The organism is Streptomyces sp. NPDC050534 (genome assembly GCF_044457745.1).
Classification (GTDB): Bacteria; Actinomycetota; Actinomycetes; order Streptomycetales; family Streptomycetaceae; genus Streptomyces.
The window spans coordinates 200686-220287 of the sequence record NZ_JBITHF010000012.1; the positions used below are offsets into that span (position 1 = coordinate 200686).

Annotated in this window: 16 protein-coding genes; 8 read left to right on the plus strand and 8 right to left on the minus strand. The window is 71.3% G+C overall.

Translation table 11 applies throughout. The annotated features are described in order from the left end of the window. Positions 1 to 18: 18 nt before the first annotated feature. From ACIBN2_RS34930 to ACIBN2_RS34940, 3 genes are all read right to left on the minus strand, one after another. Positions 19 to 513, minus strand: coding sequence for a hypothetical protein (locus tag ACIBN2_RS34930; RefSeq protein ID WP_399140520.1), 495 nt, complete (start codon positions 511 to 513; stop codon positions 19 to 21). 62 nt (positions 514 to 575) lie between these two features. Further along, positions 576 to 1238 carry a hypothetical protein gene (locus ACIBN2_RS34935; protein WP_399140522.1) on the minus strand — a complete coding sequence of 221 codons (663 nt, stop codon included), beginning with the start codon at positions 1236 to 1238 and terminating at the stop codon, positions 576 to 578. 116 nt (positions 1239 to 1354) lie between these two features. Next, positions 1355 to 1654: a WXG100 family type VII secretion target gene (locus ACIBN2_RS34940; protein WP_384264376.1), complete on the minus strand. Its 300-nt coding sequence runs from the start codon at positions 1652 to 1654 to the stop codon at positions 1355 to 1357. A gap of 291 nt (positions 1655 to 1945) precedes the next feature. On the opposite strand from ACIBN2_RS34940, the gene ACIBN2_RS34945 reads away from it, so the two are divergent. Next, on the plus strand, positions 1946 to 6547 hold the full coding sequence (locus tag ACIBN2_RS34945) for an FtsK/SpoIIIE domain-containing protein (protein ID WP_399140524.1): 4602 nt from the start codon (positions 1946 to 1948) through the stop codon (positions 6545 to 6547). Between the two features lie 27 nt (positions 6548 to 6574). Here ACIBN2_RS34945 and ACIBN2_RS34950 read toward each other — a convergent pair whose 3' ends face one another. After that, complete coding sequence (locus ACIBN2_RS34950) at positions 6575 to 8359, minus strand: protein kinase (protein ID WP_399140526.1); 1785 nt, start codon at positions 8357 to 8359, stop codon at positions 6575 to 6577. Positions 8360 to 8415: 56 nt separating this feature from the next. Then, positions 8416 to 9264, minus strand: coding sequence for a menaquinone biosynthetic enzyme MqnA/MqnD family protein (locus tag ACIBN2_RS34955; protein WP_399140528.1), 849 nt, complete (start codon positions 9262 to 9264; stop codon positions 8416 to 8418). 307 nt (positions 9265 to 9571) lie between these two features. Between ACIBN2_RS34955 and ACIBN2_RS34960 the strand changes: the two genes are divergently transcribed. Further along, positions 9572 to 9775 (plus strand): cold-shock protein, encoded by a 204-nt coding sequence (locus tag ACIBN2_RS34960; protein WP_003992177.1) that lies wholly within the window; start codon positions 9572 to 9574, stop codon positions 9773 to 9775. Positions 9776 to 9904: 129 nt separating this feature from the next. Here the strand turns inward: ACIBN2_RS34960 and ACIBN2_RS34965 are convergent, their stop codons facing one another. Next, the gene (locus tag ACIBN2_RS34965; protein ID WP_399140530.1) at positions 9905 to 10480 is read right to left on the minus strand and encodes a helix-turn-helix domain-containing protein; all 576 of its coding nucleotides are present in this window, start codon (positions 10478 to 10480) and stop codon (positions 9905 to 9907) included. Positions 10481 to 10548: 68 nt separating this feature from the next. Here ACIBN2_RS34965 and ACIBN2_RS34970 point away from each other — a divergent pair, with 68 nt between their 5' ends. Genes ACIBN2_RS34970 through ACIBN2_RS34985 form a run of 4 tightly spaced genes read left to right on the plus strand, consistent with a single transcriptional unit; the run spans position 10549 to position 13095 of the window. Then, positions 10549 to 11283 (plus strand): AzlC family ABC transporter permease, encoded by a 735-nt coding sequence (locus ACIBN2_RS34970; RefSeq protein WP_399140532.1) that lies wholly within the window; start codon positions 10549 to 10551, stop codon positions 11281 to 11283. After that, positions 11280 to 11594: an AzlD domain-containing protein gene (locus ACIBN2_RS34975; RefSeq protein WP_399140534.1), complete on the plus strand. Its 315-nt coding sequence runs from the start codon at positions 11280 to 11282 to the stop codon at positions 11592 to 11594. The genes ACIBN2_RS34970 and ACIBN2_RS34975 overlap by 4 nt, the downstream gene beginning before the upstream one ends. Positions 11595 to 11641: 47 nt before the next feature. Further along, entirely contained in the window at positions 11642 to 12304 is a 663-nt protein-coding gene (locus ACIBN2_RS34980) for a class I SAM-dependent methyltransferase (RefSeq protein WP_399140536.1), read from the plus strand. A 35-nt stretch (positions 12305 to 12339) separates the two neighbouring features. Continuing rightward, positions 12340 to 13095: a PIG-L deacetylase family protein gene (locus ACIBN2_RS34985; protein WP_399140538.1), complete on the plus strand. Its 756-nt coding sequence runs from the start codon at positions 12340 to 12342 to the stop codon at positions 13093 to 13095. A gap of 21 nt (positions 13096 to 13116) precedes the next feature. On the opposite strand, the gene ACIBN2_RS34990 is transcribed toward ACIBN2_RS34985, so the two are convergent. Continuing rightward, positions 13117 to 15039: an AMP-dependent synthetase/ligase gene (locus ACIBN2_RS34990; RefSeq protein ID WP_399140541.1), complete on the minus strand. Its 1923-nt coding sequence runs from the start codon at positions 15037 to 15039 to the stop codon at positions 13117 to 13119. Positions 15040 to 15228: 189 nt separating this feature from the next. Beyond that, positions 15229 to 17151, minus strand: coding sequence for an AMP-dependent synthetase/ligase (locus tag ACIBN2_RS34995; protein WP_399140667.1), 1923 nt, complete (start codon positions 17149 to 17151; stop codon positions 15229 to 15231). Positions 17152 to 17448: 297 nt separating this feature from the next. Between ACIBN2_RS34995 and ACIBN2_RS35000 the strand changes: the two genes are divergently transcribed. Beyond that, positions 17449 to 18747 (plus strand): 3-oxoacyl-ACP reductase, encoded by a 1299-nt coding sequence (locus ACIBN2_RS35000; RefSeq protein ID WP_399140543.1) that lies wholly within the window; start codon positions 17449 to 17451, stop codon positions 18745 to 18747. Positions 18748 to 18752: 5 nt separating this feature from the next. Next, positions 18753 to 19598, plus strand: a complete 846-nt coding sequence (locus ACIBN2_RS35005; protein WP_399140669.1) for a MaoC family dehydratase — start codon at positions 18753 to 18755, stop codon at positions 19596 to 19598. Positions 19599 to 19602 lie beyond the last annotated feature (4 nt).

Sequence of the window (19602 nt, forward strand, 5' to 3'; positions counted from 1 at the left end):
ATTCGGGTCTACGTCGTCCTACAGTCGCTCCGGCAACGCGTCTGCCGGGATCTCGGTTTCCAATGCCTTGTCCCCCGCGACGAGTTGATCGGCGTATCCGGCCTCGGTCCACACCAGCTTCTTGAACTGCTCCGGCGTGAGGAATCCCTGCCACGGGGTGCCACCCGGGCAGAACACACCGACGCAGTCGTAGCAGTACTGCGCCGGCCGCCACAGACGTTCCGCGCGCGAGGCACCGGCATGGGCAGCGGTCTTTTCACGCCCGTCACCCCGGACGACGGCGATGGTTCCGACGAAGGAGACGACCGCGAGCAGCACACCGCCGACCAGGTACAGAGTCTTGTGCTGCTGGACGCCTGTGTACGCGAGAGCGATGCCGAGGCCGGTCAGCACCATGCCTTCCGCGAAGTGCATGCAGCCGTCACCGGACTTCTCCGGCCCAGGTGCCAGCCTGCCGTAGAGGCCGTCCCGCATCGCGCCCTTGCCCGAGCGCGCCTCCTCGACAGTCCGCACCTCGTTGCCACCGCAGTTCGGACAGGTCTCAACTCGCCTCCCCGCTGCATCGGTTGGCCTACTCACAAGGTGCCTCCGTCGGTAGGTATTGCCATGCCTCCTGTTGCAAGCGGTGTGATGCGCAGGCTGCGTACAGCTTCGTCGGCCAGCTCCGTGATCTCCTCGGTGAGAGTGATCTTCTCCCACGTCACGGTAACGACGATGAGGCTCTGCATGCTGGGCGGGAAGACCGCGTACTTGATGAACTCCGTCAGCTTCCTGCCGAAGCCGAGCATCCGCTTCACCTGGAGCGTGGCCTGAACGCGCACCGCAGGTCCGGCTGCCAGGTCGAGGTGGCTGATCCGAGGTTCGCCTGTGACCTGGGCATTTCCCCATTCCAGGAGCAGCGGGATGACCTCGTCCGCGCCGGGGCGCGGCACTCCCTCGTCGCTGTACGAGTCGACCATGAGGTTGGCCAGGGCCTCCCCCGCCCCGGAGTAGTACGCCGCCGCAAGGGTGGGCACGTCCTCGTTGAGGTCGACGGCCCGCTCGACCATGTCGTCGAGGACCGCACTCTTCTCGATCTCCAGGGCACGCGGGTTGAGCCTGTTGACGACCTCCGTGGCCAGTCCCCTGGCCTCGGAGGTCGTGCCCTCCCTCAGCGTCAGGTCGATCCAGCCGGGCTCGAACTCGAAGGTGCACTCGAAGGCCTCGTGCGGTGGGGCGCCCTCATCGGATGTCGTCATGCTCGTTCCTTCATGGCTCCCCCCGTGAAACCTTTTCCGACAAGTCCGGAGACAGCGACGTCCGAGCGTCGGCCGTCGGCCCTCCGCTCGGACGTCGCCCAGCTTGCCCGGGCAGGCTAGCCCTTGGCGCTCTTCGCCAGCTGGTCGTCCAGGTCCTCGTACGCCTTCTTGGCGTTGGTCAGGAACTTGGACAGGCCTTCCAGGCCCTTGATGGTCTTCGCCGCGCCCTTGGTGAAGTCCTTGATGGACTCGTCGTAGGCGCCGGAGGCCTTCTGGGTGGTGAACCCGTTCTGCACCAGGTGCTCGACACGCTTCTCGATGCTCTTCAGCATGTCTTCCATGTCGCCCATGGCTTTGATGAGCTCACCGGCCTCCTTCTCCATCTCGGAGTAAGTGAGGTCTGTGTCTTTGGCCATGACGGCTCTCCCTCCCGTTGGTCGCCGCAGGGCCTTCCCCCGTGGCTTGCCTGATGCGGTCTGCGCGGTCGCACACCGGCCGTCCGCATGAGCAAAGATCTTACGGGTGGGGCTGGTGGGATGACAGGGACGCCCGGCAACGGAACCGTGAACCACTGCACATCACTGCACATCACCGGACTGTGAAAGCAGTGTGCAGCCCGTTGCGCAGGGGAAAGACGTGGCGGCTAAGGTCACTCAGACTGTGTTCAGCGTTCCGGGGGCGGCCTCAGCCCAGCGAGGAGGACGAACGTGCGCCTGAGTCTGACCGTTGTCGACCCCATGGTCGGCGCCAGCGCCGATGTGGTGCTCGACGCGGATCCGGAGTCGTCGGTCGGCGACATCACTCGGGAGCTGGCGCGCCACGTCGGCCTCGACGGTGGTGCGCAGATCATTCCCATCGGCGGGCACGCGAACCCCGGTGGCGCACCGCTGGCGTTCGTCGACGGCTACGCACTGGACGACAGCGCGAACATCGTCGGCTCGCCCCTGCGCGACGGCGTCGTCGTCAGCCTGCACGATCCGGCAGGCTGCCTCCTCGGTGAGCCGACCGGTGTCGTCGAATTCCGGGTGGCCGGCGGTCCGGCCGCGGGTGCCGTGCACCGGCTGGGTGTCGGCCGGTACGACATCGGCAGCGGGCCGACCGCGCACATCCGTATCGACGATCCCGAACTCGCCGAGCGTGCCGCTTCCTTGTCCATCGCCATCGACGGCGCCTGCACCGTCACCCTGCACGGCATCGAGAAGAAGGACACGGCCGACAAGGGGAACGGCAAGGGAAGCGACGAGAGCAGCGGCGACCGACCCCGGCTCGACGGTGAGGACTTCGAGGGCGGTTCATGGCCCCTCGGCTCTCAACTCTCCCTTGGAAACACCCTGTTGGAGATTGACAGGTACACCCCGCCCAACGCCGCCCTCAAGTGGTCGGACGACGGCTCCGGGCTCGACTACAACCGGCCTCCGCGACTGCGTCCGGCCGAACGCACGACGCACTTCCGGCTGCCCACGCCGCCCAAGGAGTTCGAAGCACGGCCGCTGAACTGGCTGATGGCGCTGGCGCCCCTGGTCGGTGCCGTGGTCTCGGTCATGATCTTCGGCAGGTGGTACTACCTGATCATGGCGCTGATGAGCCCCCTGATGCTCTTCGGCAACTACTTCATGGACAAGAAGCACGGACGCAAGTCCCATGCGAAGCAGGTCAAGGAGTACAAGGAGCACAAGGAGCGGATCGAGAAGGACGCCCAGGACGCCCTGCGGCTGGAGCGGACGGACCGGCGCAGTGCCATTCCCGACCCTGCCTCCGTCCTGGCCTTCGGCACCGGGCCGCGTACCCGGCTGTGGGAGCGGCGCCGCACCGACGCCGACCACCTGCTGCTGCGGGTCGGCACCGGCCGTGTCCGTTCCGAGGTGGTGCTCGACGACCCGGAGCAGGACGAGCACAAGCGCCAGGTGACGTGGCGGCTCGAGGACTCGCCGGTCGCGCTGCCGCTGAAGGACCTCGGCGTCGTCGGTTTCGCCGGGCCGGGTGACTCCGCCGAGGCGCTGGGACGGTGGGCCGTCGCCCAGACCGCCGTGCTGCACAGCCCTATGGACGTGCAGTTCTACGTCCTCACCGACAACGACGCGCACCAGCGCTGGGACTGGGTGCGCTGGCTGCCGCACTCGCGCCCCGCGAGCGGCCAGGACGTCAACGTCCTGATCGGCACGGACTCCGAGACGGTGGGCGCGCGTGTCGGTGAGCTGACCCAGCTGCTCGACGCACGGCAGAAGGCCCTCAAGGAGGGCGGGCGCAGCGCCGACGGCCCCGCCTTCTCCGACCCCGACGTCATCGTCGTATGGGACGGGTCGCGCCGGCTGCGGTCGATGCCGGGTGTCGTACGGCTGCTCCGGGAAGGTCCGGCCGTCGCCATCTACGCCATCTGCCTGGACGAGGAGGAGCGGTTCCTGCCCGGCGAGTGCCAGGCGTTCGTGGTCGCCGAGCCGCTGCGCCGCGACGACACCGCAACCGCCTCGCCGATGAGCGCACCTCAGGTGTCCGCAGGTGGCTTCCCCTCCTTCCAGGGCTGGCACCAGAACGGCCGGCAAACCGAGGAGGACCAGGAGCAGGCCCTCGAACTGCGGCTGCGGGTCGAGCAGACCGGCGCCCGGCGCAGGATCGGCGTCCGGCCCGACTTCGTCTCCAGCGCCTGGTGCGCCCGCCTCGCCCGCTCGCTTTCGCCGCTGCGCGACATCAGCGGCGAGACCGAGGACTCCGCGCTGCCCGCCGCCAGCCGTCTGCTCGACGTACTGCAACTGGAGCCGCCGACTCGCGACGCGATCGCCGCGCGGTGGCGGATGGGCGGGCAGTCGACGATGGCCGTCATCGGTGAGTCGTACGACGGTGCATTCGGCATCGACATCCGCCGGGACGGGCCGCACGGTCTGATCGCCGGTACGACGGGTTCGGGTAAGTCGGAGCTGCTGCAGACCATCGTCGCCGCGCTCGCGGTCGCGAACACGCCCGAGAACATGACGTTCGTCCTCGTCGACTACAAGGGCGGCTCGGCGTTCAAGGACTGCGTCAAGCTCCCGCACACGGTCGGCATGGTCACCGACCTCGACGCCCACCTCGTCGAGCGCGCCCTGGAGTCTCTGGGCGCCGAGCTGAAGCGGCGCGAGCACATCCTGGCCGCCGCCGATGCCAAGGACATCGAGGACTACCAGGACCTGGTGAAGCGGGATCCCTCCCACGCGCCGGTCCCCCGACTGCTCATCGTCATCGACGAGTTCGCCTCGATGGTGCGTGACCTGCCTGACTTCGTGACCGGTCTGGTCAACATCGCCCAGCGTGGCCGTTCGCTCGGCATCCATCTGCTTCTGGCCACCCAGCGGCCGTCCGGTGTCGTCTCCCCCGAGATCCGCGCCAACACCAACCTCCGTATCGCGCTGCGCGTGACCGACGCCGGTGAGTCGACCGACGTCATCGACGCGCCCGAGGCCGGGCACATCTCGAAGAGCACGCCGGGTCGGGCGTACGTCCGCCTCGGGCACGCCTCGCTCATCCCGTTCCAGTCGGGCCGCGTCGGCGGCCGCCGCCCGGGTGCCGCAGACCCGGCCGCGCTCGCGCCGTGGGCCGGGGCACTGTCCTGGCAGGACCTGGGCCGAGCCGCGCTCACCAAACCCAAGACCGAGGCCCGCGAGGACGACGAGATCACCGACCTCAAGGTCCTGGTGGACGCCGTACGAGAGGCCAACACGGCGCTGGCGATCCCGGCCCAGCACTCGCCCTGGCTGCCTGCCCTGGACGAGATGCTGCTGCTGGACGACATCCCGGCGGTGCGCGGCGCGGGGGCGCTGCCGGCGGCCCCGTACGGCATCGAGGACCTGCCGGCCGATCAGGCCCGCCGGCCCGTGGTCGTGGACTTCGCCACCTTCGGGCATGTGCTCGTCGCCGGCGCGCCGCGCAGCGGCCGTTCGCAGATCCTGCGGACCATCGCGGGATCGCTGGCCCGCACGCTGTCGTGCGCCGACGTCCACCTGTACGGCATCGACTGCGGCAACGGCGCCCTGAACGCGCTCACCCGGCTGCCCCACACCGGTGCGGTCGCCAGCCGTAACCAACTGGAGCGGGTCGTCCGGCTGTTCAACCGGCTGACGGGTGAACTCACCAGGCGCCAGGAGCTGTTGGCGGACAAGGGCTACGCGGACATCGGCGAGCAGCGGGCCGCCGTGGTCCAGGACGAGCGACTGCCGCACATCGTGGTGCTGCTCGACCGCTGGGAGGGCTGGCTGCCCACGCTCGGCGAGTACAACCACGGTGATCTCACCGACCAGTTGATGGCGATGATGCGCGAGGGCGCGAGCGTCGGCATCCACATGGTGATGACCGGCGACCGCCAGCTGCTGACAGGCCGGATCTCCTCCCTCACCGAGGACAAGTACGGTCTGCGCCTCGCGGACCGCGGCGACTTCTCGATGCTGGACATCAATGCGCGCAAGATTCCCGAGGAGATCCCGCCCGGCCGCGGGTTCGCCAGTGAGACGGCCACGGAGACCCAGTTCGCGCTGCTCGCCGAGGACACCACCGGTCAGGGCCAGGCTGCGGCCCTCGTCGCGATCGGTGAAGCCGCCGCCGCGCGGGACGCCGAGGTGCCGCGCTCCCAACGCCCCTTCCGGGTCGACGTCCTGCCGGGCAGGATCTCCTTCGCCGACGCCTGGGCCATGCGCGACCCGGCGACGGCTGCGGCCCCGCTGTGGGCCCTGGTGGGCGTCGGCGGCGACGAGCTCACCGCCTTCGGACCCGATCTCGCCCAGGGCGTCCCGGCGTTCGTGATCGGCGGACCCGCCAAGTCCGGGCGCAGCACGGTGCTGGTGAACATCGCGCGCTCGTACCTCACTCAGGGCGTCCGACTGGTCCTCGCGGCACCGCGCCCGTCGCCGCTGCGTGAACTCGAAGGGCAGGACGGTGTGTTGAAGGTCTTCACCGGCCGAGACATCGACGAGGACGAACTGGAGGCGCTCGTCGAGTCGGCCAGCCCCGAACAGCCCATCGTCGTTCTGGTCGACGACGCGGAGGTGCACGACGACTGCGACGCCGAGGACGTCTTCAAACGCATCGTCGAGCGCGGCGCCGAGGAGGGCCTGGCCGTCGTCATCGCCGGTGACGAGGAGGAGATCTGCGACGGCTTCTCCGGCTGGCAGGTCGAGATGAAGAAGGCCCGCCGCGGCATCCTGCTGTCCCCGCAGGACAGTTCCGCGGGCGAGTTGATCGGCATCCGCACGAACCGGAGCATGGTCGGCGGCTCCGTCACCCCGGGCAAGGGCATGCTCCACCTGGGCACGGGGGAGCACGTCACGGTCACGACGCCGATGTAGGCCGATGCAGGTGGCCCTGCCCGACCCCTATCCCACTTTCGACATCCGAGCCGTGGGATTCCCCTCCGCCTCACTGTCCGACACGTACTTCAGGTCGTCGCCCACCCGCGACAGCCGCACCGTGTGCGGTGTCGGGTTGCAGCCGTCGTGGTTGGTCTTGGCGCCCACGGACGTCGCGAGGACCTGCTTCGTCGTGACCGTCCTGACGGTCAGGACGTCGTTGCAGACGCCGCCGAGCTGGTCGGTCTGGCGGAGTCTGCCCAGTTCCTCGCCGACGGACGCGGGGTGGACGGTGAGATGGAACGTGCCGACCGGGAGGGTGCCGTCGAGGGCGAGGGCCTGGCCCTCCCAGGTGCCGAGGTAGGAGGCGGGGACGGCGGATGACGCGCCGCCGGTGGGCTTGGGGCTCGCGCTCGGTTCGGCGGTGGTGCTCGGTGTGGCGGCCGTGCTCGGCTCGCCGGTCGTGCTCTGCGTCGCGCTCGAAGTGGGCTCGCTGCCCGCGCTGTTGTCCTTGCCGCCGCTCCCGTTGCCGGGCAGCAGGTCGAACAGGAACGCCGAGCCCACCGTCACCGCCGCGAGCGCTCCCGCGACCGCGAGCGCCACCGTGCAGCTCAGCCGGCGTCCGCGCCCGCCGTCGCCCGGTCCGGACGAGGCGGCCACGGAGACGGAGAGCTTGCCGGGAGGCGCGTCCTGCGGCTCCGGAACCGAAGGGGCGGGCGTCGAAGGCGCGGGCATCGAAGGCTGGGGCATCGCAGGCGCGGGCACCGAAGGCACGGGCACCGAGGGTGGCATCACCGGCGGTGGCCCGAACTCCCCCACCGTCGAACGCCCGGCCCCCTCCCCGCCGGCCGTCACCGCGTCACCGACCGAGACGCTGCTGAAGCCGACCGGGCCCGAGTTGGCCTCCGCCCCCGACGCCGCCTCCAGGTTCAGCAGTTGTACGGCGCTGCGGCTCACCTGTTCCACGAGTGTTCCCGGCAGCCAGCCGACCGCCACCAGCCTTGCGGTGCCCTCGGGGGCGAGCCGCCGCGCCAGTTCGGCGGGGGCCGGGCGCGCGCTCGGGTCCTTGGCCAGGCACGCCTGCACCGTCTCGCGCAACTCGCCGTCCAGCGGCTCGAGTTCGGGCTCCTCGTGGACGACCTTGTAGAGCAGCGCGGCCGAGGAGTCGCCCGGGAACGGCGGCCGGCCCGTCGCCGCGTACGCCAGCACCGCACCCAGCGAGAAGACGTCGGCCGCTCCCGTGGCGCCCTTGCCGAGGATCTGCTCGGGAGACATGTAGCCCGGTGAGCCGATGGAGACGCCGGTGGAGGTGAGGGACGCCGTGCCGTCCGTGGCGCGGGCGATCCCGAAGTCGATCAGGAGCGGGCCGTCCAGCGTCAACAAGACGTTCGACGGCTTCACGTCCCGGTGCACCAGGCCCAGTTCGTGCACCGCCACCAGCGCCTCGGCCAGGCCGGCACCCAGGACCCGTACGGAATGAGCCGGCAGCGGGCCGCCGTCCGTGACCGCCGCCGCGAGGGACGGGCCCGCGGCGTAACCCGTGGCGACCCAGGGCACGGAGGCCTCCGGGTCGGCGTCGAGGACCGGGGCCGTCCAGGCGCCGCCGACCCTGCGCGCGGCCTCGACCTCCCGGCGGAAGCGGGCGCGGAACTCCTCGTCGAGGGCGAAGTGCGGGTGCACGATCTTGACCGCGACCGTGCGGCCCCCGGCGCTGCGGCCCAGATAGACGCGGCCCATGCCGCCCGAGCCCAGCCGGCCGAGCAGCCGGTAGGGACCCACGACCGTGGGCTCGTCGGCTCCCAGTGGCTGCATGGCGTCACCCCTCCCCCGTAACACGAGAAAAGGGTAATGCGCCGTTCCCTTGGGGCTTACGGCTGCAGCAGATCCACCTTCACGTCCGCCGGGAAGCCGGTCGTCGGCCCGACGCGCCGGGCGAACTCGGCGACCGCGGCCAGCTGCGGGGCGCCGAAGCGGAAGTCCAGGGTCGTGAAGTACTGCTCCAGGACCTTCTCGTCGAAGGCCTCCCAGCGGGCCGCCTGCTCGGCCACCTTGCCGACCTCCACCAGGGAGAGGTTGCGGGAGGCGAGGAAGGCCTCGTGCACCTTGCGGGTGATCTCCGGCTCGCGCTCCAGGTAGTCGCGGCGGGCGGCCCAGACGGCGAAGACGAACGGCAGGCCGGTCCACTCCTTCCACAGCGCGCCGAGGTCGTGCACCTCGAGGCCGTAGCGGGGCGCGTCCAGCAGGTTCGCCCGCAGCGCCGCGTCGCCGATGAGGACGCCGGCCTCGGCCTCCTGCATCATCAGGCTCAGGTCCGGCGGGCAGGTGTAGTAGTCGGGCTGGACGCCGTGGCGCTCGGCCAGCAGCAGCTGGGCGAGGCGGACGGACGTGCGCGAGGTCGAGCCGAGGGCGACGCGGGCGCCGTCCAGCTCCGACAGGGGCACCTGCGAGACGATCACGCAGGACATCACCGGGCCGTCGCATCCCACCGCGATGTCCGGGAAGGCGACCAGTTCGTCCGCGTGCTTGAGGAACTCGACCAGGGTGATGGGCCCGATGTCGAGGTCGCCCTGCACCAGCTTCTCGTTGAGCTTGTCCGGGGTGTCCTTGGTGAGCTCGAAGTCGAGAAGCGTGCCCGTTCTCGCGAGCCCCCAGTAAAGGGGCAGGCAGTTCAGGAACTGGATGTGGCCGACGCGCGGCCGGGTGCGAGAAATGTCCACATCGCGAGACTAGCCCCCATGGGGTACGGTGCAGCGTTCAGGGTGGCGCAGTGGCCGCCACCTGCGTCTCGTCAAGCTCACCCGCCCCCTTTCAAACATCCGGGTGACGTGATCTTGACCTCTATTGCTTTCGGCTGCCCGCGTGCTAGGCTCGCCGCAAGTTGCAGTTTGGTTTCCCTTGCAGTACAGAGCCTGCGGAGCATGTAACCGCGGGCTCTAGTCGTTTTCAGACGTATGCAGTTGTGCGGCACCGTTTCACACTTGCAGGTTCTGGAGCAGGGCGACCCTTTGGGCCCAAGGAGGGCTTATGGCTACCGGAACCGTGAAGTGGTTCAACGCCGAAAAGGGCTTTGGTTTCATCGCCCAGGAAGGCGGCGGCCCCGACGTCTTCGTTCACTACTCCGCGATCAACGCGAGCGGCTTCCGCTCGCTGGAGGAGAACCAGCAGGTCTCCTTCGACGTGACCCAGGGTCCGAAGGGCCCGCAGGCGGAGAACGTCACCCCCGTCTGATCATTCGGTCTCGGAGCCTGGTGCTTTGATCCGGAACTGACAGCAGTACCCAAGGAGCCCCGCGCCGCAAGGCAGCGGGGCTCCTGCCTTTTCCCCCGCCCTTCCCGCCCGTCGTCGGCGGCGGGCGGCTCACACGTGCTGCATGATCAGCACGAACGTCGTCCCGGCCTCCAGCGCCTCGTACGCGTGCGGCACATCCCCGCGGTAGGCCATGTAGTCCCCCGGGCCCAGCTCGGTCTGCTCCTCCAGGGGCCCGGCCTTCACCCGGCCGGTGCCGACCACGATGTGCTCCACGGTTCCCGGAATGTGCGGCTTCGAGTCGCGTACGGAACCGGGCTCCAGGCGGACGCGGTAGATGTCCCGCCGGGTGCCGGGCGGGCTGACCGCCAGCAGCGAGGCCGTGTAGCTGGACTGCTCGGAGTGCACGGTCGGGCCCTCGCCCGCCCGGATCACCTGCACGGTCGGCGCCGGCGGCTCCACCAGCGTGCCGAACGGCACGCCGAGCGCCACGGCCAGCGCCCAGATCGTCTCCATGCTCGGGTTGCCGCTCGCCGCTTCCAGCTGGGACAGCGTGGACTTCGCGATTCCGGCTCGTTTGGCCAGCTCGGAGAGGGAGAGGCCGGACCGGGTGCGTTCGCGGCGCAGGGCCGCGGCGATCCAGCCGAGGGGGAGCCGGGAGGGCGGGGGCGGGGATGCGTCGGGCATGGCGTTCGCTCCATCGGTACGGTCGTTCGCCTTGACGAACAGGGCAGCTGCTGTTCATTCTATGAAACATGCGTTCGCTGCAACGAACACCCCAGGCACCCCGCTCACCGCAGGGACCCCGCTCACGCCAGGCACCCCGCTCACCGCGGCGGGACCTCGTCCGCGACAGTTCGCTCGTCTGGGTCGCCGGCGGGATCGTGGGCGTGTCCTTCGGCGCGATCTCCGTGGCCGGTGGGCTGCCGGTGTGGGTGCCGGTGGTGATGTCGCTGGTGGTGTACGCGGGTTCGGCCCAGTTCAGCGCGGTCGGGGTGCTGCTGGCCGGGGGCGGTCCGCTCGCCGCGGCCGCCACGGGGCTCCTCCTCAACGTCCGCACGGCCGCCTTCGGCCTCGCCGTCGCGGACGTCGTCGGGCGGGGGCGGGTGGCACGGCTGCTCGGCGCCCATCTGGTGACCGACGAGACGGTGGCCTTCACGCTCGCCCAGTCCGACCCCGTCCGCCGCCGGGCGGCGTTCTGGATCTCCGGGCTCGGCCTGTTCGTCGTATGGAACGTCGGTGTCCTCGCGGGCGCGCTGGCCGGGGACGCCCTGGGCGACACGGCGAGGTACGGCCTGGACGCCGCCTTCCCCGGCGTCCTCGTGGCGCTGGTCCTGCCCGCTCTGCGCGCGGACGCCCGGGTACGGCGGTGCGCTGCGGCCGGGGCCGCGGTGGCGCTCGCGGTGACGCCGGCCGTCCCGGCGGGCGTGCCGGTGCTGCTCGCGCTGGCGGGCCTGTTCCTGTACGGCCGGAAGGAGGTGGCCGCGTGAACGGCACGGTGGCGCTGATCCTGGCCCTGGCGGTGGGAACGTACGCCTTCCGCCTGGTGGGGCCGTTGCTGCACGGGCGGGTGCAACTTCCGACCCGCGTGCGGGAGTTGTCGTCGGCAGGGGCGGTCGTCCTGCTCACCGCGCTGTTGGCGGCGGGGGCGCTGACCGAGGGGGGCGGGTTCGCCGGGTGGGCGCGGCCGGGCGGGGTGCTGGTGGCGGGGGTGCTGGCGTGGCGGCGGGCGCCGTTCGTGGTGGTGGTGCTGGGGGCGGCGGTGACCGCCGCGGGGCTGCGGGCGGCCGGGGTGGCATGACCGGCTGGGCGGGGCGTTGTCAGTGCCCACCGGTACCGTCCCCGCCCATGACCGACGCCGACTTCCTCACCGCCACCCGCACCTTCTACGACACCGTCGCCGAGGACTACGCCGACCACTTCCCCGGCGACGGGCTCGCCGGCCGGCCGCTGGACCGGGCCCTGCTCGGTGTCTACGCCGAACTCGTGGGCGGGGGTGGGACCGTGGCCGACCTGGGGTGCGGGCCGGGCCGGATCACCGGGTACCTCGCCTCCCTCGGTCTGCCGGTGTTCGGGCTCGACCTGTCGGAGGGGATGCTCGCGATCGCCCGCCGCGAGAATCCGGGCCTGCGGTTCGAGCGGGGCTCGATGCTGGACATCGACCTGGCGGACGGCAGCCTCGGCGGCGTCGTGTCCTGGTACTCCTCCATCCACACCCCTGTGGACCGGCTCCCGTCCCTCTTCGCCGAGTTCCACCGCGTCCTGGCTCCCGGCGGCCACCTGCTGCTCGCCTTCCAGGCCGGTGACGTACCGCGCCGCCACGACCATCCGTGGGGCCACCCGGTCTCGCTGGACTTCCAGCGCCGCCGCCCCGAGCACATGGCGGACCTCCTCACGGAGGCAGACTTCACGGTCGTCTCCCGAACCGTCCGCGAGCCGAACGAAACCCTCGCAGAACCGGTCCCCCAGGCATTCCTGATCGCCCGCAAGCCCCAACAGCCGGCACCGTGACCGAAACCGCGTCCCCCTCCTGAAGGTGACCCGCCATGCCCCTCCCCAGCATCCTGGCCGTCTTCGCCCACCCCGACGACGAGTCCCTGTCCGCGGGCGGCGTCCTCGCCCGGCATGCTGCCTCCGGCGCGCGGACCGGTGTCGTCACGGCGACCTGGGCCGAAGGCAGCTCACGCGCCGGGGAGTTGGCAGACGCGCTGCGCATTCTCGGGGCCGGGAACCCGCGAATGCTCGGATACGCCGACGCGCGGGTACCGGAGTCGGCGCCGGGTGCGGACCGCTTCTGCGACGCACCGCTGGACGAGGCGGTGGGGCGACTGGTGGCGCAGATCCGCGAGTTCCGGCCGGACATCGTCGTCACGCACGACGCATACGGCGCGACCGGCCATCCGGACCACGTCCATACCCACCGGGTGACCGTGCTCGCGGTCGACGCGGCGGGCTGGGGCCGCCACTTTCCGGAGGCCGGTGACCCATGGCACCCCAGCGCCCTCTATTTGGCCGCGTTCCCCGACTCCGCCGCCCGCGCACTGAGTGATGTCCTGCTCCCGGGGCGGGAGTTGTACAGCGTGCCGGACGAGTGCATCACCGCTGCCGTTGATGTCGGCCCGTGGGCCGAGCAGAAGCTGGCCGCCGTCATGGCTCATCGCAGCGAGGTCGAGCGCGGAGCTCTGCCGGGGCGGCTGGCCGCCATGGCGCCGGGCGACCGGGAAAGGGCGGTGTCCACCGAGTGGTACGTCCGGTACGGCGCCGGGCCCAGGAGAGGGCCCTTCGCGGAACTCACCGTGTGACAGGACGACCGCCCCGCCCCCTTACCGCTCGTACAACCCCTCCACCTCCGCCGCGAAGTCCCGCAGGACCGCGTCTCGGCGGAGTTTCATCGATGGGGTCAGGTGGCCTGCGTCCTCTGTGAAGTCCTGGGGGACGATGGTGAAGCGGCGGATGGACTCCGGGCGGGAGACCAGTTTGTTCGCCTCGTCCACCGCCCGCTGCAGCACCGCCCTCAACTCCTGGTCGTCGATGAGGAGTTCCGCGGGGACGGGGTGCTTGCCGTGCATGCGGCGCCAGTGGCCGACGCCCTCCATGTCGAGGGTGACGAGGGCGGCGATGTAGGGGCGGCGGTCGCCGACGACCATGCACTGGGAGATCAGGGGGTGCGAGCGGAGCCAGTTCTCCAGGGGGGCCGGGGCCGTGTTCTTGCCGCCCGCCGTGATGATGATTTCCTTCTTGCGGCCGGTGATCGTGAGGTAGCCCTCGTCGTCCAGGTGGCCGATGTCGCCGGTCGGGAACCAGCCGTCCGCCGACGCGGGGATCACCCCGCCGCCCTGCGGATCCCAGTAGCCGCGGAAGACCTGGCCGCCGCTGAGCAGGATCTCGCCGTCGGTGGCGATGCGGACCTTCGTGCCGGGCAGGGGCCAGCCCACCGTGCCCAGACGGGGTTTCAAGGGGGGCGTCACCGTCGCCGCGCCCGTGGTCTCCGTCAGGCCGTAGCCCTCGTAGATCTCCATGCCCGCCCCGGCGTAGAACGCGGCGAGACGGCGGCCGAGCGGGGAGCCGCCGGAGATGATGTGGCGGATCCGGCCGCCCATGGCGTTGCGGATGCGGCGGTAGACGAGCGGGTCGTAGAAGGCACGGGCCGTCTTCAGCGCGGCACTCGGGCCCGAGCCGGTGCCCGCGTGGCGGGCCTCCAACGCCTCGGCGTAGCGGACGGCGGTGTTCGCCGCGCGGTCGAAGATGCCGGCCCGGCCGCCGCTCTCCGCCTTGGCCCGCGCGTTGTTGTAGACCTTCTCCAGCATGTACGGGATGCAGAGCAGGAAGGTCGGGCGGAAGGCGGCCAGGTCCGCCAGGAGGCTGTCGCCGTCCAGGCTCGCGGCGTGCCCGAGGCGGACCCGGGCCCGGATGCAGGCGATCCCCACCATGCGCCCGAAGACGTGCGACATGGGCAGGAAGAGGAGCGTGGAGGGGTCGTCCGCCTTCGACTTGAAGATCGGGTAGAGGAGCTCGATCGCGTTGTCGACCTCGGAGAGGAAGTTGCCGTGCGTGAGCACGCAGCCCTTGGGGCGGCCGGTCGTGCCGGAGGTGTAGATGACGGTGGAGAGCGTGTCGGGGACCAGCATCCCGCGCCGTACGGCGACCTCCTGGTCGGGGACGCGCTGTCCGAGTTCGGCGAGGCGGTCGAGGTGGTCCTTCTCGACGATCCACATGTGCCGCAGGTCGGGCAGGCGGCTCAGTTCGGGGCCGAGGGCCGAAGCCTGCGCGGCGGTCTCCGTCACCAGGGCCACCGCGCCGGAGTCCTGGAGGATCCACCGGGTCTGGAAGACGGACGAGGTGGGGTAGATCGGGACGGTGACCAGGCCGGCGGCCCACGCGGCGAAGTCCAGCAGCGTCCACTCGTAGATCGTCCGCGCCATCACGGCGATCCGGTCGCCGGGCACCAGGCCCTCCGAGATCAGGCCCTTCGCCAGGTCCTGGACCTGCTGCGCGAACTCCGCCGCAGTCACGTCCACCCAATCCCCGTCCGCCGTACGGCGGCTGAGGACGCGTGCCTCGGGCGCCGCGTCCGCGTTGTCGAACGGCAGGTCGGCGAGCGAGCCGTGGGTGCGCGGCGGGACGAGCGGCGGCACCGACGTCTCCCGCACCTGCCCGCCCAGCCTCCGGACCTCGGGCTCCACCAGCTGGGGCGTGCCGTCGTAGTCGGACGCGGAAGGGTACGGCACGGGCGCGGGGACGGACATGGCAGCTCCTGGGACGTGCAGCTCGGTTCCGCTCTGCTGTTGAGGTACGTGCAGGGCGAGCCGAGTGGTTCACCGGCAGTGCGCGGCGGAGGGGTTACCGGGGGTTAGAACGGCGATCGTACGGTGTTCGCGTGGGGGGTTGGTGCGGGTTCGGGGATGGAACGGGGCCGGGCCTGTGCGCATCGCCCCTCAGGGCGCTCCCGTGCCGGAGCGGTCGTACAGCTCCTCGATCTGCGCCGCGAACTCCTCGGCGATCACGTCCCTCTTCAGCTTCATCGACGGGGTCAGATGCCCGTCCTCCTCCGTGAAGTCGACCGGGAGGACGGTGAAGCGGCGGATCGACTCGGGGCGGGAGACCAGCTTGTTCGCCTCGTCCACGGCCCGCTGGAGGACCTGCCTCAACTCCTCGTCGTCGAGCAGGAGTCCGGCCGGTACCGCGTGCTTGCCGTGCATCCGGCGCCAGTGGCCGACGCCGTCGACGTCCAGGGTGATGAGCGCACCCACGTAGGGGCGCAGATCGCCGACCACCATGACCTGGGAGATCAGGGGGTGGGCGCGGAGCCAGTTCTCCAGCGGGGCCGGGGCGACGCTCTTGCCGCCCGCCGTGATCAGCATCTCCTTCTTGCGGCCGGTGATGTAGAGGTAGCCCTCGTCGTCGAGGCGGCCGATGTCGCCGGTGGCGAGCCAGCCGTCGACGGTGGCCGGGACGACGCCGCCGGCGTTCGGGTCCCAGTAGCCGCGCAGGACGTGTCCGCCGCCGAGCAGGATCTCGCCGTCGGCGGCGATGCGGACCTTCGAGCCGGGCAGGGGCCAACCGACCGTGCCGAGCCGGGGTTTGAGGGGCGGGGTCACGGTGGACGCGCCCGTGGTCTCCGTCAGGCCGTAGCCCTCGTAGATCTCGATGCCCGCTCCGGCGTAGAACGCGGCCAGCCGCCGGCCGAGCGGGGAGCCGCCGGAGATCATGTAGCGGACCCTGCCGCCCATGGCGTTGCGGATACGGCGGTAGACGAGCGGGTCGTAGAAGGCGCGGGCCGCCTTCAGGGCCGTGCCCGGGCCCGAGCCGGTGCCGGCGTGGCGGGCCTCCAGCGCCTCGCCGTAGCGGACGGCCACGCCCACCGCGCGGTCGAACGCGCTCACCCGGCCGCCCGTCTCGGCCTTCGCGCGGGCCCCGTTGAAGACCTTCTCCAGCATGTACGGGATGGCGATGAGACAGGTCGGCCGGAAGCTCGCGAGGTCGGGCAGCAGTTCCTCCGGCTTCAGGCTCGGCGCGTGGCCCAGCCGCACCCGTGCGCGGATGCAGGCGACCGCGACCATCCGGCCGAAGATGTGCGACATCGGCAGGAAGTGCAGGACCGCCGCCTCCTCGCTGGTCCGCGCCCGGAACACCGGGTAGAGCAGCTCGATCGCGTTGTCGACCCCGGCGAAGAAGTTGCCGTGGGTGATCGCGCAGCCCTTGGGGCGGCCGGTCGTGCCGGAGGTGTAGACGATGGTGGCGAGGGTGTCGGGGCTCAGCATGCCGCGCCGTACGGCCACTTCGGCGTCCGGCACGTGGCCGCCGAGCTCTCCCAGGCGCTCCACGTGGCCCTTCTCGATGACCCACAGATGCCGCAGGTCGGGCAGCCGGTCGAGCTCCGGGCCAAGGGTCGCGGCCTGCCCGGCGGTCTCCGCGACGAGCGCGACGGCGCCGGAGTCCTGGAGGATCCACCGGGTCTGGAAGACGGACGACGTGGGGTAGATCGGGACGGTGACCAGGCCGCAGGACCAGGCGGCGAAGTCCAGCAGCGTCCACTCGTAGACGGTCCGCGCCATGACGGCGATCCGGTCGCCCGGTGCCAGCCCCTCGGCGATCAGCCCCTTGGCCAGCGCCAGCACCTCGTCGGCGAACCGGGCCGCGGTCACGTCCGTCCACCGGCCCGCGTCCGTACGGCGGCTGAGGACCGTGTCGTCGGGGGCGAGGCGCGCGTTGTCGAAGGGCAGGTCGGCGAGCGAGCCGTGCCGCACGGGTGGGACGAAGGGCGGCACGGAAACCTCGCGCACCTCCCCGCCCAGCCGCTGGACCGCGGGCTCCACGAGGACCGGCGTGCCGTCGTACGCCGTGGCGTGAACCACCATGGCGGCGGACGGGTGCGAGCTGGACACGGGCGACTCCAGAGGCTCAACGGAGTTGCCCTGCGGGGAAGTTGCCGCAGGTCAGGGAGGAGGCGATCGTACGGTGCGCGCGTGATGAGGCGGTGAGGGTTCGAAGAGCGTACGGCGTCGGGGATGGGTCGGGGATGTGCAATCTCGTCACATTTCTTGCCGATCGGACGGTACCGGCCGGTATGTTGAACATTTCTCACCTCCTGAACTGCTATTACCTCGGGTAACCTGACTCCAGAGTAAGCATGTATCCGCCTGGGGAGAATGGACATGGCCGACCGCTATCTGCGCTTCGCCGGCACCGCGCCCGGCCGCCTCCTGACCCGCCGTCTGGGGCTGCCGCAACCGGCACCGCTGCACCGCTTCTCGCCCGAACGCCCTTCACTCGGCGGCGGCCTGCTGCATCTCACGGCCGGCAAGCCGGACCTCGACCTCGCGCCGGTGCTCGCCCGCACGGGACTGCCCGAGGACACCGGCCACCCCGCCGCCGTCGTCCTCGACGCCACCGGAGTGCGGGACGTCGACGCGCTCGCCGAGGTGCACGCCGCGCTCCGCCCGGTGGTGCGGTCCGTCGCGAGCAGCGGCCGGATCGTCGTGCTGGGCTCGCCGCTCGACCCGTGCGACCACCACCAGGCCGCCGCGCAGCAGGCGTTGGAGGGGTTCGTGCGCTCACTCGGCAAGGAGATCGGACGCGGCCGGACCGTCAACCTGCTGCGCCTGACGGACGCCGGCGCCGCCGAGTCGACCCTGCGCTTCCTGCTCTCCCCCAAGTCCGCCTACGTCAGCGGGCAGGTGATCGAGACCGGGGCCGCCCAGGAGGCCGACGTCGACTGGGAGCGTCCCCTGGCCGGGCGCACCGCCCTGGTCACCGGGGGCGCCCGCGGCATCGGCGAGGCGGTCGCCGCGACGCTGGCGCGCGACGGCGCCCGGGTCGTCGTACTCGACGTGCCGCAGGCCGAACAGGACGCGCGGCGGGTCGCCGAACAGCTCGGCGGGACGGCGCTCGCGCTCGACATCACCGCCGCGGACGCGGGCGAGCGGATCGCCGCCGCGCTCCCCGACGGGCTGGACGTACTGGTCCACAACGCGGGCATCACGCGTGACCGCCGCCTGGTCAACATGCCCGCCGAGCGCTGGAGTCCGGTCCTGGAGGTCAACCTCGCGAGCATGCTGCGGACGACGGACGCGCTCCTCGGGGCGGGGGCGGTCAAGCGGGGCGGGCGGATCGTCGCGACCGCCTCGATCGCCGGTCTCGCCGGGAACGCCGGGCAGACGAACTACGGCGCGAGCAAGGCCGGTGTGGTCGGCCTGGTCCGCTCCCTCGCGCCGCGCGCGCTCGCCGGGCACGGGGTGACCGTGAACGCGGTCGCGCCGGGATTCATCGAGACCAAGATGACGGCGGCCGTCCCGCTGTTCATCCGTGAGGCGGGGCGCCGGATGAACTCCCTTGCGCAGGGCGGGCTTCCGGCGGACGTCGCCGAGACCACGGCCTGGCTCGCACACCCGGCGTCCGGCGCGGTCAACGGCCAGGTCGTCCGGGTCTGCGGCCAGAGCCTGCTGGGGGCGTGATGTCGATGTCCGTCGTGCTGCCCGGCTCCCCCGCGCTCGCGCCCCTGCTCGCCCGAGGCGCCGTGCTCTCCCCCTTCAAGCACCCGCGCCCGGACGCCGACTTCCCCCGTGACCGGCTCGTCCTGCCCGGGCTGCGCATCGACCTCGCGCGGCTGGCGGCCTACGAGCGGGTGTGCGGCTTCGCCACCGGCGACGACGCGCTGCCGCTGACGTATCCGCATGTGCTGGGCTTCCCGCTGGCCATGCGGCTGATGAGTGACCGGGGCTTTCCGCTGCCGCTGCTCGGTCTTGTCCACACGTCGATCGAGATCACCCGTCAGCGGGCGCTCGCGGCCACCGGGGAGTACGAACTCTCCGTCCACGTGGCAGGGTTGGCACCCCACAGACGCGGCACCGAGGCGTCCGTGATCACCGAGGTGCGGGACGGCGGGGAGGTCGTGTGGGAGTCGCGCAGCACGTATCTGGCGCGGCACCGGACCGGGAGCACCGGCGAATCGCCCGGGACCGTGCGTGAGCCCCTGCCCGCCGTGGACGAGTGGCACCTCGGCGGGGACGTCGGACGCCGTTACGGCGCCGCGTCCGGGGACCGCAACCCCATCCACCTGTATCCGCTCACCGCCCGCCTGTTCGGCTTCCCGCGCGCCATCGCGCACGGCATGTGGACGGCGGCCCGCTGCCTCGCCGCCCACGGGGCGCCCGAACGCGCCCGTGTGCGGGCCGAGTTCCGGGCGCCGGTGCTGCTGCCGGGCACGGTGACGTACGCGGCGGACGGCGGGCGGTTCGAGCTGCGCGGTGCGGAGCGCGTCCATGTGAGCGGGGTCCTGGAGGACCTCAGCCCCGGCGGACGCTGACGCC

Coding starts and splice junctions, on each gene's coding strand:
- ACIBN2_RS34935 (WP_399140522.1), bottom strand. CDS start 1,238: ATGACGACATCCGATGAGGGCGCCCCACCGCACGAGGCCTTCGAGTGC.
- ACIBN2_RS34940 (WP_384264376.1), bottom strand. CDS start 1,654: ATGGCCAAAGACACAGACCTCACTTACTCCGAGATGGAGAAGGAGGCC.
- ACIBN2_RS34950 (WP_399140526.1), bottom strand. CDS start 8,359: ATGCAGCCACTGGGAGCCGACGAGCCCACGGTCGTGGGTCCCTACCGG.
- ACIBN2_RS34960 (WP_003992177.1), top strand. CDS start 9,572: ATGGCTACCGGAACCGTGAAGTGGTTCAACGCCGAAAAGGGCTTTGGT.
- ACIBN2_RS34965 (WP_399140530.1), bottom strand. CDS start 10,480: ATGCCCGACGCATCCCCGCCCCCGCCCTCCCGGCTCCCCCTCGGCTGG.
- ACIBN2_RS34970 (WP_399140532.1), top strand. CDS start 10,549: ATGCGTTCGCTGCAACGAACACCCCAGGCACCCCGCTCACCGCAGGGA.
- ACIBN2_RS34980 (WP_399140536.1), top strand. CDS start 11,642: ATGACCGACGCCGACTTCCTCACCGCCACCCGCACCTTCTACGACACC.
- ACIBN2_RS34985 (WP_399140538.1), top strand. CDS start 12,340: ATGCCCCTCCCCAGCATCCTGGCCGTCTTCGCCCACCCCGACGACGAG.
- ACIBN2_RS34990 (WP_399140541.1), bottom strand. CDS start 15,039: ATGTCCGTCCCCGCGCCCGTGCCGTACCCTTCCGCGTCCGACTACGAC.
- ACIBN2_RS34995 (WP_399140667.1), bottom strand. CDS start 17,151: ATGGTGGTTCACGCCACGGCGTACGACGGCACGCCGGTCCTCGTGGAG.
- ACIBN2_RS35000 (WP_399140543.1), top strand. CDS start 17,449: ATGGCCGACCGCTATCTGCGCTTCGCCGGCACCGCGCCCGGCCGCCTC.
- ACIBN2_RS35005 (WP_399140669.1), top strand. CDS start 18,753: ATGTCCGTCGTGCTGCCCGGCTCCCCCGCGCTCGCGCCCCTGCTCGCC.